Source organism: Burkholderia sp. BCC1993 (assembly GCF_905339865.1).
GTDB lineage: Bacteria > Pseudomonadota > Gammaproteobacteria > Burkholderiales > Burkholderiaceae > Burkholderia.
Genome location: NZ_CAJPGZ010000034.1, coordinates 1 through 20,419, shown reverse-complemented (window position 1 = coordinate 20,419; position 20,419 = coordinate 1). Strand labels below are relative to the sequence as shown.

Sequence of the window (20,419 nt, the reverse complement as noted above, 5' to 3'; positions counted from 1 at the left end):
GTTTCAGTCCTTTTTAAAACGGTGGAAAACAGCGCTATATCCAACAGTCGCGATCTTCACGTGGTGCGCCTTCGCGTAGGCGTCGATCTGGTTCTCTAGTGGCCTGTCGATCCAGAGTCGGATACGTTGCTTGTCAGGCCCGACCCAGCTAGGAACTAGCTGAGTCGGGGAGCCGTGCTCTAGAAATTCCTCGATCAGGCGGATGTAAAACTCGCGTTTCGTGACATACGCATTCCCGGTCTGTTCGATCTGCTCAAGCACGTATTGCTCGTAGCCAGCCTCGATGTCGTCTTTCATTTCGGGGCTGACGCAGAACGTTAGTAGGTATCGGTCGGTGGCATTCATCAAGGGCCGGTTCGGTAGGGTTTAACGATCACATCCTGAGAAAGCAGGATGTTAAACCGTGAACCCGGCGCGACCGTAATCGTGGGCTGGATTTGCAGTTGTTTTTGCATAATCTGCGACCCTGCCTGCGAAAGCTGATCGGCTGCGGCCTGCGCTGCCGCCTGCTTCGGCGACAGGTATCCGTAGCCGCCATTGCCGCCGCCTGCGGCCCAATTGGTGAGGAACGCGAACGCGCCGGTAATACCGGCGACGGCCCCGATTCGATCCCAATGGTTGTCCACGCTGCCGGTCAGGCCCGCGTAGCCCTGCTGATCAACGAACGCCATCTTGCCGAGCGGCACCGTCGCACCATCGGGCAGGCTGACGCTCACGGTGACAGCCTGAACGCGGCTTTGACCGTAGGTAATCACGCTGTCGTAGTCGGCCATGATGGTCGCGCCCTGCGGGATAAGCAGATAGTGACCCGTCACGGTGTCGTACACCGGCTCGGTCACGCGGCCGACGATCTTCCCCGGCAGGTCGGAGTTGATGCCCGTCACGAGTGCGCCGGGGATCGGCGTCCCGGCTTTGATCGTGTACGGCGACAGCAGCGGTTGCGGCAGAGACACTTTCGTGTCGAGCTGCGCGCTGCGATCCTGCGCGAGGAACGCCTGCTTGTCGTCCTGCCGATTGTCGGTATCGCGCGCTGACCGGGCCATCGCGAGGCTGCTGTCGCCTTGCGTCCCTGCGCGCTGCGACGCGAGCCATTGCTGCATCGGATCGGTGCCGCTCCCTTGCGTCGGCGTGCCACCGCCGTCCGTCTTGGCGAACAGTGACGACGTGCGCGCCTTCGCGGCCCGCTCAAGTTCCTCGGCGCGCAGCTTGTCGAGTTCCTGCTGATACGGGTCTTGCTGGCCGCCGTTCCCGTTCGCCATGCCGTGCTGGCGCTCGTAGTCCAGTTGCGTTTGGGCGAATTCGCCCGGACGCGGCTGGCCGAGCTTCGGCACGTCGGCCGGAACCTGACTGTAGTTCGTGGCGAGGCCGTTGATCGTGTCAGGCGTGATGGCCGACGACGTTTGCTGCGCTTTCTTGTCGTCGTCCTTCGGCTTCGGCGGTTGGAGTGCGCTGTACAGCGCCCCGCCGGCGACGAGTGCGGCGACGGTGCTCACGGCAATGACAGCGCCCTTTTTGAGGCGCTTCGCCTTGGGCGGGGCGTTGCGCAGCGTGATCGGCGTCGGTGGTGCGGACGGTACGTAGTGCTCGTCCTTGTCCGCGCCGGATTGGTTTTGCGTATCGCTCATGTCCGGGCCTCGCTTAGTTACGCGTGATCTTCACGACATCCGTTTGACCGACGCGCATTTCTGCGCCGCGCAGCACGCGATCCACCTCGTAGGTGTTCGTGCCGGGTTTGACGCGGTATGCGACCAGGTGCGGCACGCCGTCCGATTCGACGGCGAACAGTACCGGGGCCTCGGTGTTCTTGAGGTCGGTCGGCATCTGGATATAGGTCTTGTTGCCGTCATCGAACACGCGCATCGGCTTCCACGGCACGTCAGGCCCCGCAACCGTCCAGTTCGTGTAGAGCTTGGACGGGTCGAACGTCGCGGCCGGGGCCGCGTTCCCGCCGAGCGCGGCTTGCTGGTACGCCATCGCGCGCTGCGCGGCTTCGTCGTCCGGGTAACGGAAGGTGGCCGCCGACAGGAAGAAGTCCGAGCGCGACACGAGCTTGAACTGATAGAAGCGGCGGTTCGTGGCAATCCCCATCGTCGTGCTGAGGTCTTCCTCGTCCGGGCGCACGATGATGATCGTGCGCTGCTGCGCGCCGTCGCCGGTAATCTGCGCGTCCGCCGTCCAGCGCTCCGAATCGCCCAAAATCGGCTTCTTGTTGCCGGTCAGGTATTCGCCCGGTTGCAGGTAGATGTAGGTGATGTGCTCCGGCGACGCGAACACGGTGTAGATGTCGTAGTCGCGATACGTGAACAGCGTCGCCGAGCCGACCGATGCGCGGTCGGCCGAGCTTTGCGTCGAGCGGTCGGTCGCCTTCATGATTTCGATCTTCGAGCGCAGCGCCTGATTCTCACGGGCGAGGTTGCCGACCGGATCGTGATACTTGCGCGCGACCTTCGGAAGCGGTCGCGGCGTCGTCGGTGCGTTCGCGGGCTGCTGCGCGTTGTTGATGCCAACAGACGGCGTGGCCGCGCTCGTCGCAGTGGTGCCGCCCGCCGCGTTCGCGGTCTTGGTGGCATTCGCCTGTGCCTGCACGGCGGCGATGCGCTGCGCGAGCGCTTGCGATTCAGCAGGCGTCACGGACGAGCCGGGAAGTTGGGGAACGACCTCCGCGTGCGCGAAGGTTGCGAACAGGGCGGCCACGGCCACGGCGGTTTTCTTGGAATTCATTTCTAACCTCAATAAAGAAAAGTTTTATTGGTCCGCGACGAAATTAGCTGGCGTTGGGGAGCGCGGCCTGACGCATCTGGTTGAAGTCGGGGAAGTAGATGCCGAACGGGTTGATCGACGTCGCCGGTTCCTTCGAGGGCGGATCGCCGAGCAGAACCGTAATGGTCATGTTTTCCCGGTACTTGTCCACGACCGCGCCATCGCGGTTGTAGACCGTCTCATCCCATGAGGCCGTCCACGAGGCCGAGCCGGGGATGCGCTGCACATTGATGTTGTCCACCTGTACGGGAAGCTGGCCGACCTTCTGCAACGGTTCCCACTGCTGCTGAATCAGGTTGAGCTTGTTGATCGACTCCTTGAGCAGAAACGCCCGCGCCTTGACGTTGTTTTGCTTCACGACAACCGGGTCGATGGACACCGAACGCGTCCACTCGATCCAGTTGTGGATCGCCGACGACACGTTTTGATCGGTCGCGGTGTAGTGGAAGTTGGTGATCGGGCCGAGCGATTGCGAGTCGCCGGTCACACGATCCACGAGGATCGGAACAGGCACGTCGCGATGCTGCGCCGTCTGGTACAAAGCCCAACCGACCGACATGAACGTGAGAGGCAACAGCCCGAAGAATGCGAGCCGCCAGTTCTTCGCCTGCATGACGACGGAGCCGAGCCGGTCATCCCAAATGCGCTGACCGCGCGAGTACGGCGTTTCGACCTCGGGCGAGAGTTTGACCCGGTTCTGGCCGGGGTTTTGCAGATCATCAGCTTGCGACATTTTTCTTACTCCGTTTCTTTTTCAGCCAGAGAAGCCAGCAGAGGAAGGCCCCGAAACCGACTTGGATAAGTGGGTGGTCAACCGGGATGCGGAAATACCGGAGCACGGTCAGCAGTACGACGGCGAGCACGAGACAAAGCACATGAAAGCCGACGATCAGGAACACCGTTGCGGGACTATCGGAATCTGGCCGCAAGGTGCGATTCAGGTACGCGGCGATCCGCTTCATGCCTCACCTCCGTTCAAGCTAGGGCTTGCGCCTTGCGACGGGGATTCCTCGCGCATGCCCGTCTCGATGGCCTTCTGGAGCGTGGACCCTGCTTTGGAGCTTTGGCGGTCGGGGCGCTGCGGCGTGTCAGACGGCTCGCGCGAGTTCCAGCCGTTGCCGGGATCGCGAGTCGTGGCAGTTTCGCCCGCGAAACTGCTCGGCGACGATTGCGAACCGTTCGCACCACCAGCCGCATCGCCCTCGCCCGCCGCGCCTGCGGCTCCTGCTGTGCCATCGGACCCGCCCGAACCAGCAGCGCCAGCAGAGCCGGAACCCCCATCGGCTCCCGCCGATCCGGAGCTACCGGATACGCCCGAGCCGCCTGCGGCTCCGGTTGAGCCAGATGCTCCGGCCGATCCTGCGGTTCCAGTGGTTCCGGCTGTGCCCTCGGCCCCGGCCACGCCTGCGGCGCCTGCTGCACCGGCTGCGCCTGCATTGCTCCCGCCCGCGGACTGGCCGCCGCTGGCGTTAAAGCTCTGCTCCATGCGTGACCGCAAGGCGGCTGCGTCCGGCGCTCCACCGCCCGCGCCTGCCGCACCAGGCGCACCGCCTCCGGCCGGGCTTGCTGCCGCAATGGTTGATGCAGCGCCACCGCCACCGCTGCCGCCCTTCGCCGCCGAGAAGATCTGATTCGCCATCGCGGCCCCGCCCTCGGCAACCATACGTGCGGCCTGCACGGTGCCGACAGCGGCCAGCCCTGCGGCCATGCCTGCCGCGCCGACCGTACCGGCGGACAGCGAAGGCCCGCCGCTCATCATCGAGGCTGCAACGCTCGGGCCGTGCCACGACAGGAAGCCGACAGCGGCTGCGCCGAGCACGAGAAACATTGCTTGGTCGATGGTGGGGTTGGGAGGCAGATTCGCCGTTGATAGCACGGTAAAAGAAGCACCGAGGATGAAGGCCAGAGTCATCACGCGCACTCCGAATCCGATCACCACGCCGAAAGACTTCTCGGCGAGGAAAGCCATCGGTCGGAAAACACCGAACGGAACCAGAATGACGGCGAGCGTCGAGACGATGCCGAATTCGAGGCCGGTGACGAACACCTGAATCGCGATGATGCCGAACGCGATGAACACGAGGTCATACGCCAAATCGAACAGCAGGATTTGACCGAAGTTGGTCAACACCCCCGCCCCTTTCGATAGCAGGATGATCTCGTCGTTGATCGCACTTAGCGGCTGGCCTGCCATGTCGATGATTGAGCTAGGGTCAGTGAAAGCCTTGGTAACAGACCCGCTTCCACCGGCATGCGCTCCCGTATAGACGAAGCCCTTGAGAACCACGTCGATAAGCCACGACCAGCGCGTGACGAACCATCCGAACAGGCCGATGCGAACGATTTTCCAGACCAGTTGAGGGATGAATTCATTGCCGGACGCGGCCCAATACAGGCCCGCGATGACTAGCTCAAGGCCGACCAACAGGCCCAACAGGCCCGTTGCGTCTGACACGATCCCCGCACCAGCGGCCTTGAAAACGGCGTTGAACTGGTTAAGGAGATTGGTCAGGATTGCTGATGTCGGTTCCATAGCCGCTCCTAGTGCTTCTCAACAAAGCTCACGGACGGCGCTGGCTTCCTCGGCGCATTCCAGCCCTTGTGCTGCATGGCGGCCACACCAGCAGCAACCGTCTCCGACGAGGGGCAAAGACCGCTTGCCGCGCAGTCAATAACCACGGCCGGAGCACTCGCGGCGCTCGCCGCGCTCTCGGTCGAGGGCGGCGTTTGCTGCGGGGCAGGTTTGCATGCCGACAGGAGCACAGCGACGGCGATTGCAGAGAACAGGTATTTCATACGTCCCTCGCGGGTTATTGGCTGACGAAGCTCACGCCATTCGCGGGCGCGCGCGACGTGTTCCAGCCGGTGTGTTGCATGGCCTGCGTGCCGACCGCCGTAGCGAGGTCTTGATCGGCCTGTTGCTTTTGCAGGTATTGCAGGTGCGCTTGCTCATACGCGGCCATCTGCACGTTCATCGTCTGCAACTGCGTGCCGATGGCCCCGGCGAGTTGGTTGCCCGCCTGAATCGCCTGCACCGCGCCGACCGCGCCCTGCGAGGACGACAACATGCCCTGCATGGCCTGCCCGTTCGACGCGACCTGCGAAAGCTGCTGCGCCACGAGCTTGAGCGTGGACATCGTGTTGCCGTTGAGCATGTTCGACCAGCCCTGCGTCATGCTCAGGGCCTGCGCGCCGCTCATGGTCGGGCTGTAGCCGCCGAACTGCGGGAACATATTCTGATAGGCCGATTCAAGCGAACCGACGTTCGTAACCATCGACGACAGCCCGCTCACCGAGTTGTAGAGATTGCTGAAACTGCCGGAAAGCTGCTGAACGGTGCTCGCGGGCAACGTCGCGAGGTTGCGAGCCTCGTTCGCAAGCTGCGTGTACTGGTTGACGAGCTGCTGCGCGGTGTTGATCTGCGTCTGGATGGACTGCGCGGCGGTGACCGTGTTCTTAGCGAAGTTGGTCGGATCGAAAACGATGTCCCATGCCCGTGCCTGCGGCGTGACCATCGCGAGCATCGACGCTGCGGTGAAGACTGCGCCGAAGCGGCACAGCTTCCCGCTGAAACGTTTGCTTTGCTGAGTGTTTGCGTTCTTCTTCATGACTTCCTCTCAGGTTGCGTTGTGAGTGAGGCGGTTTCGCCTGCGAAACTCGGTAAGTGCCGCGCTATGCGGCCTGCAAGGTGGCGTGTCCGCGATGCTTCGCGAACAGGTCATCGAGCATGGGAACAGCCCAATCCAGCTTGCGATGCTGCAACAACAGACGGTTGAATTCCTGGGTGTTGCCGTGCGCCTGCTGCATCAGTTCGCCGAGGAAAACCCGGTCGCTCTGATCGTTGAGCGTGGTGTACGTGAGCGCGAGCGGGCCGAGGCCAAGCTCGTACTTCCGGTTGCCGACCTCGCTCGTGTAGTAGTACTCGCGCTTCTGCTCCATCTTGTGAATGATGTCGATTTGGCGGTCGTTGAGGCCGAAGCTCTTGTAGAGCGCATTGATGGCCGGATCGAGCGCGCGCGGGTTGGCGAGCCACGTGCGATTGGGGCAGCTTTCCTTGATGGTCGAAACGATGGGCGAGTCTGCAACGTGCGACAGCGATTGCGTTGCGAACACGACCTTGACGTTTTTGGAACGCAGCAGCAGCAGCCACGCGCCAAGCTGCGCGGCGAACATCGGGTGTGCGAGGTAGCTCCATGCCTCATCGAGCACGAGCAGCGTCGGCACGCCCATGTTGAACCGCGCATCGAGCCGATGGAAAAGGTAGGTCAACGTAGGCGCGACAGCCGCCTCGGTGTACATGAGCTTTTCCATTTCGAACGACTGCCAGCGGCCATATCGCAGGCTGTCGTGGCTCGAATCGAACAGGTGGCCGAGTTCACCTTGAACGGTGTAACGCTTGATGGCCGTCTTGGTTTCGGGGTGCTGCGCCCGCGTGAGGAACGTGCTCATCGTCAACTGGCGGTCGGGCGTACCGTTCGCCATTCGGCTCAACGTGTCCCACGTGTCGCCGCGATGCTCCGCGGTGACTTTGACGCCTTCGGCGATCAGAAGGCCCTCGATCCACTCGGCGGCCCATGCCCGCTCGCCATCCTCTTTGATGCCCGCGAGCGGCTGAAAGGCCAGCGCCGACTCCTTGTCGCCGAGGTCGTAGAAGTCGCCGCCCACGCCCAACGTGAGCGCGTAGGACGCCGCCTTGAAGTCGAACGAATAGACCTGAGCATCGGCATACCGAAGCCACGACAGCCGGTCGAAATTCAGCTTCGTGGACTTACCGCTCCCGGTCGGGCCAATAGCGAATTCGTGGCCTACGTCCTGCACATGGGGATCGTGGCGATACGGGATCGCGCCGTTCGTGACAGCCTGAAACAGCGGGGGCGCGTCACGGTTGAGGCCCTTGCGCCGGTAATACTTGGACAGGTGGCCTGCGCGCGCCGATCCCGACCATACGGCCGACGCCGGGAACAGGTGGCCGAGCGTGAGCGTATGCACCTGCGGCTTGCGGATGTTCTGCAAGCAATGGCCGGGGAGCGTACCGAGCCACGCCTCGAGCGCGTTGTTCTTTTCCAGTTCGTTGATAACGACGAACTTGGCATGATGCAGGGCCGATTCGAGCGCCTTGAGCTTGCGCTTGAGCGCCTCGATGTCCGGGTCTGTCACGATGATGGTCTGCGTGAACAGCCCCCAACCGACCGCGCCATCGGCGACGGCCGCAAGCGCCGCATCCGCGTCGCTTGCCTTACGCAGCGCGTCCGGGTCCTCCATGATCGACTGCGAGTTGAAGATGGTTTCCTTCAACATGGTCACGATGGACTTGCGCTTGGCGAACCAGCGGCGCTTGATGTCGGCAAGCCCTGCCTCGGCCTGATCCTTGTCGAGGAAAACAAAGCGCGTCACCCAACGGTAGGGGATCGCGAGCGAGTTGAGCATGTCGAGCATCCCCGGCGTGCTCGTGCGCGGGAACCCGGTGAACGTCAGCGCCCCGATGTACATATCGCCGATCTTCGGCTCGATGCCGGGGAGCACGGGCTTGTCGGCGAGGTACGTGTCGAGCCACGCGGGCATTTCAGGATCGGGCGCGGTGACTTCGTGGCGCACGCTCGAAATGCAGTTGTGGAGATACGTGCAAAGCTCGTCGTCGGACAGCTTGCGGACGAACTTGAAAACGCCCTGCAGGCGGCTCAAGATGCGATCCGTTTCGGTCACGAAATACTTGAGCATGTCGCTCGCGATGGGCGTCGCAGCTTCGGTGCGCTCGAAAAACCAGTTCGCCGCGTGCTTCTCGAAGTCGGGCGGCGGCATATAGACGAGCGTGATGTAGTAGTCGCTCTCGTAGTAAGTTTCGCCCGCGAAACTGGCACGCCGCTCCTGATCGACAAGCTCGGGAACCGGGTTGTCGAAGTCCGATTGCGGGTATTCCGTGGACACGAAATGGTCGGCCTCGGAGAAGATCGCCCATCCGCCACCCATCCGCCGCCACGTGTTATTGAGGCGGGAAATGTAGCTGACAAGCTCGCCCTTCGTCGCGCTGTCGAGGTCGGGGCCTCGATAGGCCAACGTGGTCATAAAGCTGCCGTTCTTGTTGAGCACGACACCGGGGCCAACAAGCATCGCCCACTGCATGATGTCGTGCAGCCGGTCGGGCTGCTTTTTGTACTCTCTCAGGTTAATCATGGACATCGCCTACCCCTACACGTCGTAGTAACGCTTCTGCTTGAACAGGCGGCGCAGCACGTCGAACACCCACGGGTCGCTCTTTGCTGCCCGCTTGGCGGCATAGAGCACAACGAGGGTGAACGGGATGCCGTACAGCGGTTCTTGCAGGCCGAACGAGATTGCCGCGCCAATCGTGCCGATAACAATCGCCAGTTTCTCGGGGATGCCCCCCTTCAAAATCGGCGAAATGGTCGATTGGTGAAGCGGCACCTCGTAGCCGGGAATCTCGTCATTTTGCAAATCGCTCATGCGACCGCTCCTTAAAATGGCTGCGATACGCGCCGCGATTAAATCGCGAGGCCGCCGCCATAACCGAGGAAGCTCAGCCAGAAGCTGACCGCCGTAAATGCGATCGACAGGCCGAACACGACCCACAACAGCTTGCGCATCCCTGCCCCGCCCTCGCCGAACGCGATGGTCAGGCCGGTCGCGATAATCACAATCGCGCCGATGACCTTCGCAACGGGGCCTGCGATGGAGTTCAGGATGCTTTGCAGCGGCCCCTCCCACGGCATGCCGGAGCCGGATGCGCGGGCTGCTGCGGTGTACATCATGCCGGTAAGCGCGGCGAGTTTGAGGGACGCGCGACGCTTCACGGCGTCCAGTTTGAGGCGAGACAGCAGGGCTTGTTTGTAACGCATGGTTTCCTCTCAGGTCTGAAGTGGCGGAACGGATAAAAAAGAGTTTTATTCGTCCGTCGAAATGTTACACCAGAACTCGCGCGCATACCGTACATATTGGGAGACGACAAGGCGGGCGTAACAATATTTAACAGTTGCATTTACAGGACGGGTTCGAGTAGATATTCGTCGCCTTTCACCCCTTTTACGGTAAGAATTTCGCTGATTTTGCGCCGACGGGTTTTCTCACCGGCAACTATTTCCGTCACCTGCTCAATGTAGATAATCAGGTCGATGGCCTTCGCGATGGTGCGGGGTACGGGTGTCACCCCGCCCTGCCGGATCAAATCCTCCACGCGCTCAAGCGCGTCATAGCCGCTGTTGGCGTGGATCGTGGCGAGGCCGCCGGGGTGGCCGGTGTTCCATCCGCCAAGCATGTCGATCACTTCCGGCCCGCGCACTTCGCCCACGATGATGCGGTCGGGCGTCATGCGCAGGCAGTCGCGCACGAGGTCTTGCATCGTGCGGATGCCGCGCACGGTGCGCAGCGGCACGTATTCCTCTGCGAGGCAAATCAGTTCAAGCGTGTCCTCGATGGTGACGATACGGTCGCCCGTCTTGCTCATCACGTCGAGGATCGCGTTCGCGAGGGTGGTCTTGCCGGAGTCGGTGCCGCCGACGATCAGCATGTTTTGCCGAGCGTGAACGGCCGCCACAATAGCGTCGTGTTGCGCCTGCGTCATGATATTGCTGCTGACGTACTCCGGCAGAGTAAAAACGCGCGCTGGCTTCTTCCGGATGACAAAGACGGGGCGCGGAACCTGCGGCGGCAGTACGCCGTGGAAACGAAAGCCGGAGCCGGGAAGCTCGGCCGGGAACGATGTTTCGTGCTGCGCCTTGTTGACTGCGTGCGCAACGATGTCGAGCACGGCCCGCGCGTCATGTACGCCCATCGTTTCGCCCGTATCCATGCGTCCGCGGCCGAGCGCGGTTTTCCAGATTCGGCCGTCCGGGTTCAAGCGGATCTCGGTCACGTGCGGATCTTCGAGCAGCGCCCCAATGGGAGTGCCGAGCGAGGTCATCAGGTGGTCAAGCAAGCGCTGCTCGGCAAGGCGCTCGCCAGCGATGCGGTTGCCTCGCGTCGAGCGCACGTCATCTAGCGCGCGCTCTTGGGTGGTGTCGTGCGGTTCGGTCATGGATCACTCCGTTGGTTTGTCGGTGGCATCGTGGGGGGCGGTCATCATGGACATTGCCCGCTGGTACAGCCCGCGCTTGTTGTGCAGGGCCTTCAAGCTGTTGTCGATGTGCTCTAGGTACTTCTTCATCGCGGCGGCCTGAATCGCCCGCAGCTCGGTTTCTGGCAGGTCGGCAGGCAGGCGAGGCGCGTTCACGAGCCAGTCCTTGACGAACGTGGCCATGAACTCAGTCGAAATCTCGTGCCGCTCGATCATGTCCTGTAGCTGCCGCTCGATCTGGTTGAGGCGACGCGCAATTACCTCCTCGAATTTCATGGCGCTGTCGGGGTCGTAGAAGCCCGCTAGAGCGGCTTCCACGATGGCGGCCGCCGTTACCCCCTCGCGCTCCATCTGCCGCTCTAGAAGCTCGCGTAGGCGCTGGTCTTGCAAGCGCACGAAAATGGGCTTGCCGGGTCGTTTGCTGCCGCGTGGGCTGGTTCCGCTGCTCATGGTCAATACATCTCAAGGTCGAGGCCGCCGTCGTGGTCGCGGCCCTTGTCTGCGTCAATGGAGCTATCCAGTTCGGCGATCTGCGCCGGAGTGAGGCGCTTGCTGTCGCGTTGCTGCTGCTCCTGCTCGGCATCTACTTCCGGCTCGCGGGCCTGCTCGGCGGCCTGCTCGCGATCCTGCTGCTTCTCTTGCTGCTGTTGCTTCTCCTGCTCGTCGTCAGCCTCATCGGTCGGCGCGACGGGCAAGCTCACGTCCTGGTGGCCCGCGTCTAGCGCTGGCGCCTGCGCCACCGCGACGCCTGCGGCCACGCTCGCAGCGGCGATAACACCGGGCGCAATCTCAGGTTCCTTGGTCACGGCTCGCTCGGGAGCATCGGCCGCCCCCTGCTCTTGTTCGGGCTGCGGTTGGGATGGGCGCTTGACCGGCAGGCCAAGCCAGTCGTTCGGGCGCTGCTTCGGCCGGAACGGGTACGGGCCGCTGGCCGGAATGACGGGCGGGGGCAACACGCGCGGCTTGAAATTCGGATCGTCGTAGTAGACAACCTTCTTGCACTGGATCGGGTATTGGCCGGAGATTTTGACGATGGCCTCGTCCTTCGGCAGACGCGTAACCTCGTCGGGTGTCATCAGGTCGCGCGCCTGCTCTTGGTCGCTAATCATGATGTGGCCGAGCCACGGGGCCAACCGGTGGCCCGCGTAGTTCTTCTGCTGCTTCGTCTCGGTCGTCCTGCCGAGCGACTTGCTGATGCGCTCGCCCGCCTCAATCGTTTCCGGCGCGTACCAGAGGTGAACCTTGCACGAAGCCGAGAGAATGCTATCCCGGCCGTAAATCTGGATGTGCTGCTGGTCGTTCTGCGACAGCAACGTGCAGCGGATTTTGTAGCCCGACGTATAGCCAAGCTGTTCCTCGAAGAATGCCAGCTTGCCGAGCGCCGGTAGCTCGTCAATCATCAGTTCGAGGCTGTGTTTGATGCTCTCCGGCTCCCACTTCTCCATGAGGCGCGTAGTGATCTGCGCGAGCATCAGGCGATACAGCGGCCGGAGACGGCTCTTGTCGCTCGGCGGCTGCACGAGATACAGCGACAGCGGATACTCCCCGCCCATCACGTCATCAATGCGGAAGTCACTGTAGGCAGTGGCCGCCGCAACGATAGGTTCCTTGTAGAGTTTGAGGAACGATTTGGCAGTCGAGTAGACGCCGGACATTTCATTGGGCGACTTCTTCATCATGCCGCCCGCGCCCATTGCCACGAACGAGTGCGGTTTGCCGTCCACGTGCGGGAACGTCGCCATTTCCGTGAGGATCGTCTTGGCGTCCTGCTCGGCATTCTCCAAGAACGCAACGACACCGTTGAGCGTCTTGTTTTCCTTGGCGTAGAGCACGTGCAGGATCACGGCCGCGAGGAAGTCATCGCCCTCCTTGTCCCAATGGGTCGGCTTGCCCTTGCCGTCCGGGTCGACAATCAGGTCGGTCATGTTCTGTACGTCCTTGACCTCGTTGATGCCGCGCCGGATTTCGAACATCGGATTGTAGTGAGCGGTTTCGAGTTGACTCGGCGCGAATAGCATCACGTTGGAAAAGGACGTTCGCCAGCCCGCCGTCTTGACCCACGCCTCACCCCGGATGTCGTTGACGATCACGCTGTTCTGGATCGTCAGCAGCGTGGGAATCAGGCAGCCGACACCCTTACCCGAACGGGCCGGTGCCGTGACTTCCGTATGCTCCGGCCCGTCGTGCGTGAGATAGCGACCGTCCTCAAGCTGGCCGAGCACAATGCCCTTGATCGAGTCGTGAACGAGGCCGGACTTCTGCACAATTTCGTCCTCGGTCTGCCATCGCGCGGAGCCGTGCGTATCTGATTGCAGAACGGCCCGTGAGCGCCACACGCTGATCGCAATCGCGACGCCGACCGAAGCAAAGGCGGTGACGTAGATGATGTACAGCCCGTGCGTGAAAACGTCAGGCGCATACGCGTTGTAGTAGTGGAGCCACACGAAGTATTGCCACGGCCGGTACAGCGGGTAGCCGATGTCGATCATCGGCTCGCCTAGCTGCGGCTGGTACGCGAGCGCGTGCGCGACATACTGCGTGGTAATCCAGAGGCCGATAAACACGGTGAGCAACACCGCGAATATGTGCGCGAAGATGATGCCGCCCGCGAACCGGGCCTTCTCTCGTTTTGCCATGATCGAATCCTAGAGTCCGAGTGAAACGTCCTTGTCGAGGTCGCGGTTCTTTGCGAGCACCATCCGCACGCGACCGAGTTGCTGATTGCGCTGAGTTTCGCGGGCGAAACTCGGCGCTTTCCCCATCGTCAATTCGAGGTCGCGCCCGACGTTCTTCGACATCGACGGGTGCATCGGGACGACCGTGAAAACCTCGCCCGCCTTCACGACCGCGTGCGGCCCGGATGGCAGGTGCTCCATCGCCACGAATTTCCCGGCGAACTGCTGCCCCGGTTGAAGCACGGCCGGGGTGCCGTGCTTGCGTGAGAGACGTTCAAGCGCGTCCTCCCGCTCCATTTCAGCGAGACGGAGCATCGTGTCTCGCCGATAGCGAATCTGGCCGTCTGGTGACGTGTCGGCGAGGTCGATCTGTCGCAGGTAGGCGCGACGACTCAGTGCGGCGGCCTGCACCTCGCGTTGCAGGTCAGTTTTGGCCGAGCCGGGAACGATGTCGCGCTTCGCCTGCTCGTCCAGCCACGTCGGCCCGCGTGCCGTAATCTGCTGTTCGATGGACAGGCGCGATTCCGGCTGAAGGCGGGTAAAGAACTTGTCGCGTCCCGCATTCTTGCCGATTTCCTCAAGCTTCTCCTTGAGGTCGGGCGGGATGCGCCACAGGTCGCCCTCGGCCTGCACGAGTCCACGCCCTGCATGGCCGCCGAGCCGGGTAACGTGCGACTCGATGAATTCCTCCGGCGTGATGTCGTTCGGCAGGCTCCGGCCGCTCGCTTTGAGTGAGTTCCTGACGTCCTCCACATGGGCGGCCGGATCGTAGATGCCGCCGTGTCCAGCGGCGAATTCGATGATGTTCTTGTCGGTCGTTCCAAGCGTCGGCCGCTCGCTCGTTTTCAGCGTAACGATGTCGCCCTCGCGAGCCTGCAAGCCCTCGGCTTCGGCGTAGCGCGACAGGCCGGTGTAGTACGTGTTGCCGTCCGTCGCCGACACGACAATATACGGCTCGTCGTACAGTTCGTTTTTCAGGCCGCGCCCGATCACCTTCCCGGTGATTTCCTTGTGCTCCGGGTTGGTCTTGTCGTAGGCGATGGCGTTCGGCATACGCTCGACGCCGCGCGCGTGCTCGTGGATCGTCTTGATGATGTCGCCCTGCTCCGACATCGCGCGCAATTCCTTCGTGAAGTCCTCGCGCAGTTTCCACACTCCGGGCTGGTGCTCGGCCGCCAGTCCGAGCGATTCAAGGTGCGCGAGACGGGCGAGCCGCATCGTGTTCGTGCGAGCCGCCCACGGGCTGTCATGATCCCAATTCCGAACCTCGACTTGCCCCTTGGCCTTCGCCTCGCCGTCAAGGTGCATGTCGATCCCGATCACGCGGTTTGCGGTCAGGTCGCGCTGCTGCTGCTGCTCGACTTCTAGCTCCGTCCGCTGGCCGAGTTCACGAGTCGCCAGTTCCTCAGCGCGCGACCGGATTCCACGCGAAATGTAGTCGCGGTCGATCACCAGATCGGCCCCGCGCTCGTCCACGCCGCGCACCATGATATGCACGTGCGGATTGTCGGTGTCGTAGTGCGGCACGGCGAGCCATTCGAGCTTTGTCCCAAGGTCGGATTCCATCTGCTGCATCAGGTCGCGCGTGTACTGCGTGAGGTCGATCTGTGCGCCGTGCTCCGGCGACACGATGAACCGGAAATGATGCCGGTCGCCCTTCGCCCGGTCGGCGAATTCGAACGTGTCCGCACCGCTTACCTTGCCGTCCGCGTCGAACAGTTCCGGCTGCTCGCCTTCGAGGTTCACCCCCTCCCGGCGCAGGTAGGAGATGTGATTCAGGATGCCGGTTTTCGTCTTGGCGACGTTGTTCGCCCTCGCCTTGACCACGCGCGCCTTGACCACCACGCGCTGATTGAGGCGGCTCGATCCGGCCCGCGCGACCGACCGATGCGCGGCAGCGCGCCCGCGATTCTGCGCGCGGCCTCCGGTCGATTGACGCGTGAGCGCGCCCACTCGACCGATCAGGACACGCGCCCGAGTCAACAGAGTCTGCGGGTTGCCGGAGACGGAATTGGCGCTCCGGCCTCGACCAGGGCGAATGTTGAGCTGGTGCTCCTTGCCCTCGGCGCTCGATCCCTTCGAACGTGCCATTTAGCCCTCGGAAATCAATTTCTCTCTTTAAAAACAGTATCTTACGTGATTGAGGATAGCCAAACAGGCTATGGAAATCACAAAATCCTCAATAAAATCAACACTGTAACAGGACGCGGATAGCGTACTTTTATCTTGCTCTGACGTTCCCGCCCCTCCGTCCTATTCTAGTCCCTCTGTCTGATGAATTCCAGCGGCCCGAATCGAAGCCGGAGCGGGAACGTCGGCCGCCGCAGGCGGCCGTCGCGCTGCCCGTCGCGATTGGATTGCACAATACAAAATCACGCCCGCCTGTCCACCGGCCGCGCGCACCTCTCCCCCCGGCAAAAGTGGATTGCACAATACAAAATCGTTGTATTGTGCAATCCACGAATTAGAACCGTCGGCCTCCTACCTCTCCGCCTGCCGACCGCGCTCCCGCGCTAGCGATTTTGGATTGCACAATACAGAGGCGTTGTGTTGTGCAATACAGGGGATGCGACGCTCCCGCGCCTTGTCCGTCCGGCCCTCGATGCCCTGTCGTTGTATTGTGCAATCCAGTATCATTGGATTGCACAATACAGGAGAGGGCCATGACGGACACGCCGACACGCACCGCATATCGCGATCTGGAACTCGCGTATCACTTCTTCAATGCGGCGCTATTTGAGAACAAACTGCCGCCGCTTCTCATCACCATGCAGCGGAAAAACAAGCGAATTTTCGGGTACTTCTGCCCGAATCAATTCGCGTCTGAGGACGGTAAAACGGACGAACTGGCGATGAATCCGATGCACTTTCGAAACCGCGATTTTCGGTTCATCGTGTCGGTTCTGGTGCATGAGCAAGTCCACGTTTGGCAGCAGCATTACGGCAAGCCGGGGCGCGGTCGATACCATAACAAAGAGTGGGGAGACAAGATGAAGGAGATCGGCCTTCACCCCTCGAATACCGGCGAACCGGGCGGGAAGGAAACGGGCGATCAGATGATGCACTACGTGCTAGATGACGGCCCGTTCGACCGCTCTTTCAAGCGCTTCGTGAGCAAGGGACACCGGCTCACGTGGGGCGATAACCTCGTGGTTGAAGCGGACGGGAACGGGAGCGATGAGGATGGAGACGGCGATGCGGAGAAGAAGAAACAGACGCGAGTTAAATTCACTTGCCCCAAGTGTGGCGACAACGCTTGGGGCAAACCGACGCTCGATCTGTCGTGCAATAAATGCACCGTGAAGCTCGTCAGGGCTGACGAGTCGGAGCCTGCTGCGGAGCCGGATTCGCAATCGGAGCCGCCTGCGGAGCCGGTTGCGAATCCGGCGCCTGTGGCGAACTAGCCGCGTCATCGGGCCATGCGCCGTACAATCCACGGGCCTTATCCGGGCTGGCATAAAGCGACGCGGCTTTGGGTCGCGGCGGGGTGCCTTGCGGTTCCGGCGCACTCGCATGTGCGCCGGAATCGCTACCCGCCACTCGCACGATCTTGCCGCCTGCGGCCGATCCGCGAACCATATCCACGTACTTTGAACCCGGCACGTATCGCCCTGACCAGTAGGCCGTCAGGGCGCAATCCATCGCCTTCTGGCCGACCAATCCTCGCATCTGGCATTCCTCGTAGTTCGTCTTGAGGATGTACGTTCCGACGCGGATATTCGTGCATGGCTCGAAAAGCTGAGACACCTTCAATCCGAGCCGCGACAGCCACTGCGTATGTACCTGCATGAACCCGACCGCGAGCTTGTTCCCCTTCGCGAGGAAGTCACTCGCCATCGTTTCGGCCTCGGGCCGCGTGGCCGGAAAGTAGCTCCGGCCGAGCGTGTTGTTATTGATCGCCAGCGGATTGAATCCCGATTCGATCCGCATGATTGCGGCCGTTGTGTACGGATTCACGTCCGCTCCGCACTGCTGCATGTAGGCTAGTACGTCCATAGTGTTCTCGCTTTTCCGACGATGTAGGAGTCCGGCACTTGGCCGAAATATCGCCCGTCAAATGAGCGCGCGATATGGTTATTGAGCGGCACAACGTACCCTGATTTTACCGTGTAACACCCGGTCGAATAGGGCAGGTTTCGCCCCGCGAAATCCTGCCCGAATACCGTGCCGTAGCGCGTGCCGTTGACGGCGATTTCGGCGTCGAATGACGACGGAATCGCCGTCACGCAAACGCGATCCCCCGGCATCGCCCCGGCACGTTTCAGCAGCGGCTCGCCGCGTGCTGCATAGCCACGCGCATAAACAAGCGCCGCATAATCCTTCGGCATTTCAATCAGGATGTAGTCTCCGCGCCCGATCCCACGCGCGTTCATGTCCAGCCAGTAGAAGCCGATAGGCGCGCTCTGCGTCACGTTCGCTATCACCTGATAGCCGCACGCCTTCAATGCAGCAAGCGTCGCGGCCCCGGCCGCGATCACACCAAAAGCAGCAGCCATTACGATAAGCGGCGCTTTTCTAGGTACGCGTCGCACGGCGTCGCCCTCCCATAAGTGTCCGGCCCGGCGTGGTCGGATATGCGTTTATCTTGGTCGACAAAACCTCGAATTCGCCCTCTGTCAGGCTCGACAATGGACGACTCTGCTCGATGTCTCGGAACGCTGCGAGCGCCTTCTTTGCCCTCGCCTGCCCCGTCACGTCGAACAAAATCACCGCCCCCGGTCGCACGAGCGGCACGGTATAAACGCGCTCGCCTGCGCGAGCGCATCGGCACACGAGCACGCGCCACGAGCGCGTACCGTAGTCGTTCTTGAGCCAGCAATCGAGCGCGAAAACCTGCCCTTCCTCGAAAATGTTGAGGGTCTTGGTGTACCCCTTCCGTTCTTCGAGCTTGCGGGTTTCGGCCGGATCACCGAACAGTAGGCGAAGGTTTCCCCTGCGTTCGTCGTAGAGCGTGATTACCTGCGTTTGCATAAAACCCTGTCTATAGAGGGAGGGGGTGAACCCCTCAAGCGCCTCCCGGCGCTTTGGTTCTTATCCTGCGTTCCGTGTGCTCGTCGCCTCGTGCGTGCGAGGGCTATCGGAACTTGATCCGGCCCGATCCAACGACACGCTTTCTACGAACTGGCGGGTTGCCATGAATCACGATATCGCCAGAACCAACCACCGTGGCGTCGGCTTCCTCACGAGCCATCGCCTTGATATCGCCCGATCCCGTCACGGACAGGTCGGCGCGATCTGCGATGAGTTCTCGCGTGTCGATGTCGCCCGATCCGCTGATTTCGGCGTACAGCGTGCCGACTTCCCCGTTGGCCGCGATGTCACCGGAACCGCTGATTTCGAGGGACAGTGACTCTTGCTGAATGTCGATCAACTGCACATCGCCGCTACCTTTGATCTTGATATTGGCGACTTGAGGCAAGGTGATCGTGACGACGATACGCGGCGCTGTGGCGATGACGTTTCGGCCCGAGATAACGGTGTTATTACCGCAAACAAGGTCGCCGCTGACGATGACAGCCGACCCGACGCCTTTGTGAAAAATCTGCACGCTCCCGTTCCTACTCACCATCGTAAAAGGCTCACCGATGCGAACGGTGCCGCCGCTTATGAGCAAGTTCGTACCGACGTTCTCGATGATGAGTTTGTCACCTTGGATGGTAGTTTTGACGGACTCGACGCCCTCGGTCGTGTCGCTCGACACGACCATCGAAGGCGTATCGGATCGCCGAATTATCACGTCCACGCTACCTTTGACGACGATCTTGCGCACCGGCTGAATCGGCCGATTTTCTTTGATGGTGGTATCAGCGTTCATAAACCCTTCCTCAGCTATTCAGTTTGCTCCGGGTGGCGGGCCTGATTTGACCGACCCGCTCTACTCGTCAGAGTACGTCCGCGAGTGCGTCAGCCAGCTTGGTCGAACCTTCCAGCATCGACTCGACACTCAGGCTGTTATTGGCGATCACGTCCCATCCATCGTTACCGTAAATCAGGTTAATACTCCCGATGTACGTCGATGCGCGGTCGGCGTGCGGGCGGCGCACGATAAGCGCGTCCTCGTCGGTAGACATGAGCGCGTCCATGATCTTCGCGAGGTCGCGCGAGTTCTTCAATACCGTCTCTTCGCCGTCGTGGACACTGATCCCGTAAGCGGGGCCGTCCTCTGCCTGAATCGCGAGAATCGAGGTCACAGCGCAGCGGATCACGGCGCGCTCGATGAGTTGACGCTCGATCACTTCCGGGTGTTTGATGCGAGCCTTGCCGAAGTATTCGGCGTCGTCGGCCTCGGTGAATTGCCCCGTGCGAACCTGCGCGCGGATGTTTTCGAGGATTGCAGCGGCGTTGATTTCGATGGTCGTCATGGTCGTTTGCTCCGGGTATTGGTTGGTCGATCTGGCCCGCCGTGGCGGGCCGATTGTCAGGCCGCGCGCAGCATTCCGCTGTCGTGGTCTTTGCCTTTAATCATCCAGAAAATCAGGTATTGCGCGACTTCTTCATCTTCGATGACGTTGAATTTCGCCTTGCCTTGCCAGCGCACGGCGAGCCTTCCATCGTCCAGCTTCTTCACCTCGGCCGGCTGCGGCGCGGCGGGCCTGCGGTCGGCACGCACACTTTCCACGGCGTCCGACACAATCCATTCTTCGGCTTCGAGATAGCCTTGCGCGGTCGCCGCGTCAACGCCGGTTGCGTCCTGCACGCGCTTGATTTTTTCGGGCTTTGTCATGGTCACTCCGGGTTGTTGCAGCCCGCCGAAGCGGGCCGGGTTGCCTTACTCGACCTTCACATTGATCCACTGGCCGCCGATGAATTTCATCGTGATTCGGCAACCGTTCAGCGTGACGACGCGGATATCGCCTTCGCGCGGGGCCGGTGCTTTGGCTGGTTGATTCGTCGTGTTAGCGGTCATGGTTCGCTA

General features: G+C 61.7%; 23 protein-coding genes. 2 read left to right on the top strand and 21 right to left on the bottom strand.

Features of this window, described 5'->3' with window-relative positions:
* Nucleotides 1–3: 3 nt before the first annotated feature.
* The 15 genes from U4Y91_RS35820 to U4Y91_RS35750 all read right to left on the bottom strand — a co-directional run bounded on the left by U4Y91_RS35820 (nucleotide 4) and on the right by U4Y91_RS35750 (nucleotide 15,594).
* Complete coding sequence (locus tag U4Y91_RS35820) at nucleotides 4–345, bottom strand: hypothetical protein (protein ID WP_321809015.1); 342 nt, start codon at nucleotides 343–345, stop codon at nucleotides 4–6.
* Complete coding sequence (locus U4Y91_RS35815) at nucleotides 345–1,625, bottom strand: TrbI/VirB10 family protein (protein ID WP_321809014.1); 1,281 nt, start codon at nucleotides 1,623–1,625, stop codon at nucleotides 345–347. The genes U4Y91_RS35820 and U4Y91_RS35815 overlap by 1 nt, the downstream gene beginning before the upstream one ends.
* 13 nt (nucleotides 1,626–1,638) lie before the next feature.
* Nucleotides 1,639–2,721: a TrbG/VirB9 family P-type conjugative transfer protein gene (locus U4Y91_RS35810; RefSeq protein ID WP_321809013.1), complete on the bottom strand. Its 1,083-nt coding sequence runs from the start codon at nucleotides 2,719–2,721 to the stop codon at nucleotides 1,639–1,641.
* Between the two features lie 43 nt (nucleotides 2,722–2,764).
* Nucleotides 2,765–3,493, bottom strand: coding sequence for a VirB8/TrbF family protein (locus U4Y91_RS35805; RefSeq protein ID WP_321809012.1), 729 nt, complete (start codon nucleotides 3,491–3,493; stop codon nucleotides 2,765–2,767).
* On the bottom strand, nucleotides 3,480–3,722 hold the full coding sequence (locus U4Y91_RS35800; protein ID WP_321809011.1) for a hypothetical protein: 243 nt from the start codon (nucleotides 3,720–3,722) through the stop codon (nucleotides 3,480–3,482). The genes U4Y91_RS35805 and U4Y91_RS35800 overlap by 14 nt, the downstream gene beginning before the upstream one ends.
* A complete protein-coding gene (locus U4Y91_RS35795) occupies nucleotides 3,719–5,293 on the bottom strand; it encodes a type IV secretion system protein (RefSeq protein WP_321809010.1) in 1,575 nt (524 codons plus the stop codon). Before U4Y91_RS35795 ends, U4Y91_RS35800 begins: the two co-directional genes overlap by 4 nt.
* Before the next feature lie 8 nt (nucleotides 5,294–5,301).
* A complete protein-coding gene (locus tag U4Y91_RS35790; protein WP_321809009.1) occupies nucleotides 5,302–5,556 on the bottom strand; it encodes a hypothetical protein in 255 nt (84 codons plus the stop codon).
* A 14-nt stretch (nucleotides 5,557–5,570) separates the two neighbouring features.
* The gene (trbJ, locus tag U4Y91_RS35785; RefSeq protein ID WP_321809008.1) at nucleotides 5,571–6,368 is read right to left on the bottom strand and encodes a P-type conjugative transfer protein TrbJ; all 798 of its coding nucleotides are present in this window, start codon (nucleotides 6,366–6,368) and stop codon (nucleotides 5,571–5,573) included.
* A 64-nt stretch (nucleotides 6,369–6,432) separates the two neighbouring features.
* On the bottom strand, nucleotides 6,433–8,931 hold the full coding sequence (locus U4Y91_RS35780) for a conjugal transfer protein TrbE (protein WP_321809007.1): 2,499 nt from the start codon (nucleotides 8,929–8,931) through the stop codon (nucleotides 6,433–6,435).
* 15 nt (nucleotides 8,932–8,946) lie between these two features.
* Nucleotides 8,947–9,222 carry a VirB3 family type IV secretion system protein gene (locus tag U4Y91_RS35775; protein WP_321809006.1) on the bottom strand — a complete coding sequence of 92 codons (276 nt, stop codon included), beginning with the start codon at nucleotides 9,220–9,222 and terminating at the stop codon, nucleotides 8,947–8,949.
* Nucleotides 9,223–9,260: 38 nt separating this feature from the next.
* Nucleotides 9,261–9,614, bottom strand: coding sequence for a TrbC/VirB2 family protein (locus tag U4Y91_RS35770; protein WP_321809005.1), 354 nt, complete (start codon nucleotides 9,612–9,614; stop codon nucleotides 9,261–9,263).
* A gap of 140 nt (nucleotides 9,615–9,754) precedes the next feature.
* A complete protein-coding gene (trbB, locus tag U4Y91_RS35765) occupies nucleotides 9,755–10,789 on the bottom strand; it encodes a P-type conjugative transfer ATPase TrbB (RefSeq protein ID WP_321809004.1) in 1,035 nt (344 codons plus the stop codon).
* Nucleotides 10,790–10,792: 3 nt separating this feature from the next.
* On the bottom strand, nucleotides 10,793–11,278 hold the full coding sequence (locus U4Y91_RS35760; RefSeq protein ID WP_321809003.1) for a hypothetical protein: 486 nt from the start codon (nucleotides 11,276–11,278) through the stop codon (nucleotides 10,793–10,795).
* 2 nt (nucleotides 11,279–11,280) lie between these two features.
* Complete coding sequence (traG, locus tag U4Y91_RS35755; RefSeq protein ID WP_321809002.1) at nucleotides 11,281–13,464, bottom strand: IncP-type conjugal transfer protein TraG; 2,184 nt, start codon at nucleotides 13,462–13,464, stop codon at nucleotides 11,281–11,283.
* 9 nt (nucleotides 13,465–13,473) lie between these two features.
* The gene (locus U4Y91_RS35750) at nucleotides 13,474–15,594 is read right to left on the bottom strand and encodes a DUF3363 domain-containing protein (RefSeq protein ID WP_321809001.1); all 2,121 of its coding nucleotides are present in this window, start codon (nucleotides 15,592–15,594) and stop codon (nucleotides 13,474–13,476) included.
* A 572-nt stretch (nucleotides 15,595–16,166) separates the two neighbouring features.
* Here U4Y91_RS35750 and U4Y91_RS35745 point away from each other — a divergent pair.
* Nucleotides 16,167–16,907, top strand: a complete 741-nt coding sequence (locus tag U4Y91_RS35745) for a SprT-like domain-containing protein (protein ID WP_321809000.1) — start codon at nucleotides 16,167–16,169, stop codon at nucleotides 16,905–16,907.
* On the opposite strand, the gene U4Y91_RS35740 is transcribed toward U4Y91_RS35745, so the two are convergent.
* The 6 genes from U4Y91_RS35740 to U4Y91_RS35715 all read right to left on the bottom strand — a co-directional run bounded on the left by U4Y91_RS35740 (nucleotide 16,813) and on the right by U4Y91_RS35715 (nucleotide 20,227).
* The gene (locus U4Y91_RS35740) at nucleotides 16,813–17,499 is read right to left on the bottom strand and encodes a transglycosylase SLT domain-containing protein (protein ID WP_321808999.1); all 687 of its coding nucleotides are present in this window, start codon (nucleotides 17,497–17,499) and stop codon (nucleotides 16,813–16,815) included. The two genes, U4Y91_RS35745 and U4Y91_RS35740, sit on opposite strands and share 95 nt — an antisense overlap.
* On the bottom strand, nucleotides 17,487–17,999 hold the full coding sequence (locus U4Y91_RS35735; RefSeq protein ID WP_321808998.1) for a S26 family signal peptidase: 513 nt from the start codon (nucleotides 17,997–17,999) through the stop codon (nucleotides 17,487–17,489). The genes U4Y91_RS35740 and U4Y91_RS35735 overlap by 13 nt, the downstream gene beginning before the upstream one ends.
* 19 nt (nucleotides 18,000–18,018) lie before the next feature.
* Nucleotides 18,019–18,474, bottom strand: a complete 456-nt coding sequence (locus U4Y91_RS35730) for a DUF2840 domain-containing protein (RefSeq protein ID WP_321808997.1) — start codon at nucleotides 18,472–18,474, stop codon at nucleotides 18,019–18,021.
* Nucleotides 18,475–18,577: 103 nt separating this feature from the next.
* Nucleotides 18,578–19,318 (bottom strand): GIN domain-containing protein, encoded by a 741-nt coding sequence (locus U4Y91_RS35725; RefSeq protein WP_321808996.1) that lies wholly within the window; start codon nucleotides 19,316–19,318, stop codon nucleotides 18,578–18,580.
* Between the two features lie 67 nt (nucleotides 19,319–19,385).
* Nucleotides 19,386–19,865, bottom strand: coding sequence for a hypothetical protein (locus U4Y91_RS35720; RefSeq protein WP_321808995.1), 480 nt, complete (start codon nucleotides 19,863–19,865; stop codon nucleotides 19,386–19,388).
* A gap of 56 nt (nucleotides 19,866–19,921) precedes the next feature.
* The gene (locus tag U4Y91_RS35715) at nucleotides 19,922–20,227 is read right to left on the bottom strand and encodes a hypothetical protein (RefSeq protein ID WP_321808994.1); all 306 of its coding nucleotides are present in this window, start codon (nucleotides 20,225–20,227) and stop codon (nucleotides 19,922–19,924) included.
* Between the two features lie 12 nt (nucleotides 20,228–20,239).
* Between U4Y91_RS35715 and U4Y91_RS35710 the strand changes: the two genes are divergently transcribed.
* Nucleotides 20,240–20,419, top strand: a 180-nt coding sequence (locus U4Y91_RS35710) for a hypothetical protein (protein ID WP_321808993.1), incomplete at its 3' end; no start/stop codon positions are given.

Bases quoted from the DNA above. Each gene is read 5' to 3' on its own strand.
- U4Y91_RS35820 (WP_321809015.1), bottom strand. From the start codon at position 345: ATGAATGCCACCGACCGATACCTACTAACGTTCTGCGTCAGCCCCGAA.
- U4Y91_RS35815 (WP_321809014.1), bottom strand. From the start codon at position 1,625: ATGAGCGATACGCAAAACCAATCCGGCGCGGACAAGGACGAGCACTAC.
- U4Y91_RS35810 (WP_321809013.1), bottom strand. From the start codon at position 2,721: ATGAATTCCAAGAAAACCGCCGTGGCCGTGGCCGCCCTGTTCGCAACC.
- U4Y91_RS35805 (WP_321809012.1), bottom strand. From the start codon at position 3,493: ATGTCGCAAGCTGATGATCTGCAAAACCCCGGCCAGAACCGGGTCAAA.
- U4Y91_RS35800 (WP_321809011.1), bottom strand. From the start codon at position 3,722: ATGAAGCGGATCGCCGCGTACCTGAATCGCACCTTGCGGCCAGATTCC.
- U4Y91_RS35795 (WP_321809010.1), bottom strand. From the start codon at position 5,293: ATGGAACCGACATCAGCAATCCTGACCAATCTCCTTAACCAGTTCAAC.
- U4Y91_RS35790 (WP_321809009.1), bottom strand. From the start codon at position 5,556: ATGAAATACCTGTTCTCTGCAATCGCCGTCGCTGTGCTCCTGTCGGCA.
- trbJ (WP_321809008.1), bottom strand. From the start codon at position 6,368: ATGAAGAAGAACGCAAACACTCAGCAAAGCAAACGTTTCAGCGGGAAG.
- U4Y91_RS35780 (WP_321809007.1), bottom strand. From the start codon at position 8,931: ATGATTAACCTGAGAGAGTACAAAAAGCAGCCCGACCGGCTGCACGAC.
- U4Y91_RS35775 (WP_321809006.1), bottom strand. From the start codon at position 9,222: ATGAGCGATTTGCAAAATGACGAGATTCCCGGCTACGAGGTGCCGCTT.
- U4Y91_RS35770 (WP_321809005.1), bottom strand. From the start codon at position 9,614: ATGCGTTACAAACAAGCCCTGCTGTCTCGCCTCAAACTGGACGCCGTG.
- trbB (WP_321809004.1), bottom strand. From the start codon at position 10,789: ATGACCGAACCGCACGACACCACCCAAGAGCGCGCGCTAGATGACGTG.
- U4Y91_RS35760 (WP_321809003.1), bottom strand. From the start codon at position 11,278: ATGAGCAGCGGAACCAGCCCACGCGGCAGCAAACGACCCGGCAAGCCC.
- traG (WP_321809002.1), bottom strand. From the start codon at position 13,464: ATGGCAAAACGAGAGAAGGCCCGGTTCGCGGGCGGCATCATCTTCGCG.
- U4Y91_RS35750 (WP_321809001.1), bottom strand. From the start codon at position 15,594: ATGGCACGTTCGAAGGGATCGAGCGCCGAGGGCAAGGAGCACCAGCTC.
- U4Y91_RS35745 (WP_321809000.1), top strand. From the start codon at position 16,167: ATGACGGACACGCCGACACGCACCGCATATCGCGATCTGGAACTCGCG.
- U4Y91_RS35740 (WP_321808999.1), bottom strand. From the start codon at position 17,499: ATGGACGTACTAGCCTACATGCAGCAGTGCGGAGCGGACGTGAATCCG.
- U4Y91_RS35735 (WP_321808998.1), bottom strand. From the start codon at position 17,999: ATGGCTGCTGCTTTTGGTGTGATCGCGGCCGGGGCCGCGACGCTTGCT.
- U4Y91_RS35730 (WP_321808997.1), bottom strand. From the start codon at position 18,474: ATGCAAACGCAGGTAATCACGCTCTACGACGAACGCAGGGGAAACCTT.
- U4Y91_RS35725 (WP_321808996.1), bottom strand. From the start codon at position 19,318: ATGAACGCTGATACCACCATCAAAGAAAATCGGCCGATTCAGCCGGTG.
- U4Y91_RS35720 (WP_321808995.1), bottom strand. From the start codon at position 19,865: ATGACGACCATCGAAATCAACGCCGCTGCAATCCTCGAAAACATCCGC.
- U4Y91_RS35715 (WP_321808994.1), bottom strand. From the start codon at position 20,227: ATGACAAAGCCCGAAAAAATCAAGCGCGTGCAGGACGCAACCGGCGTT.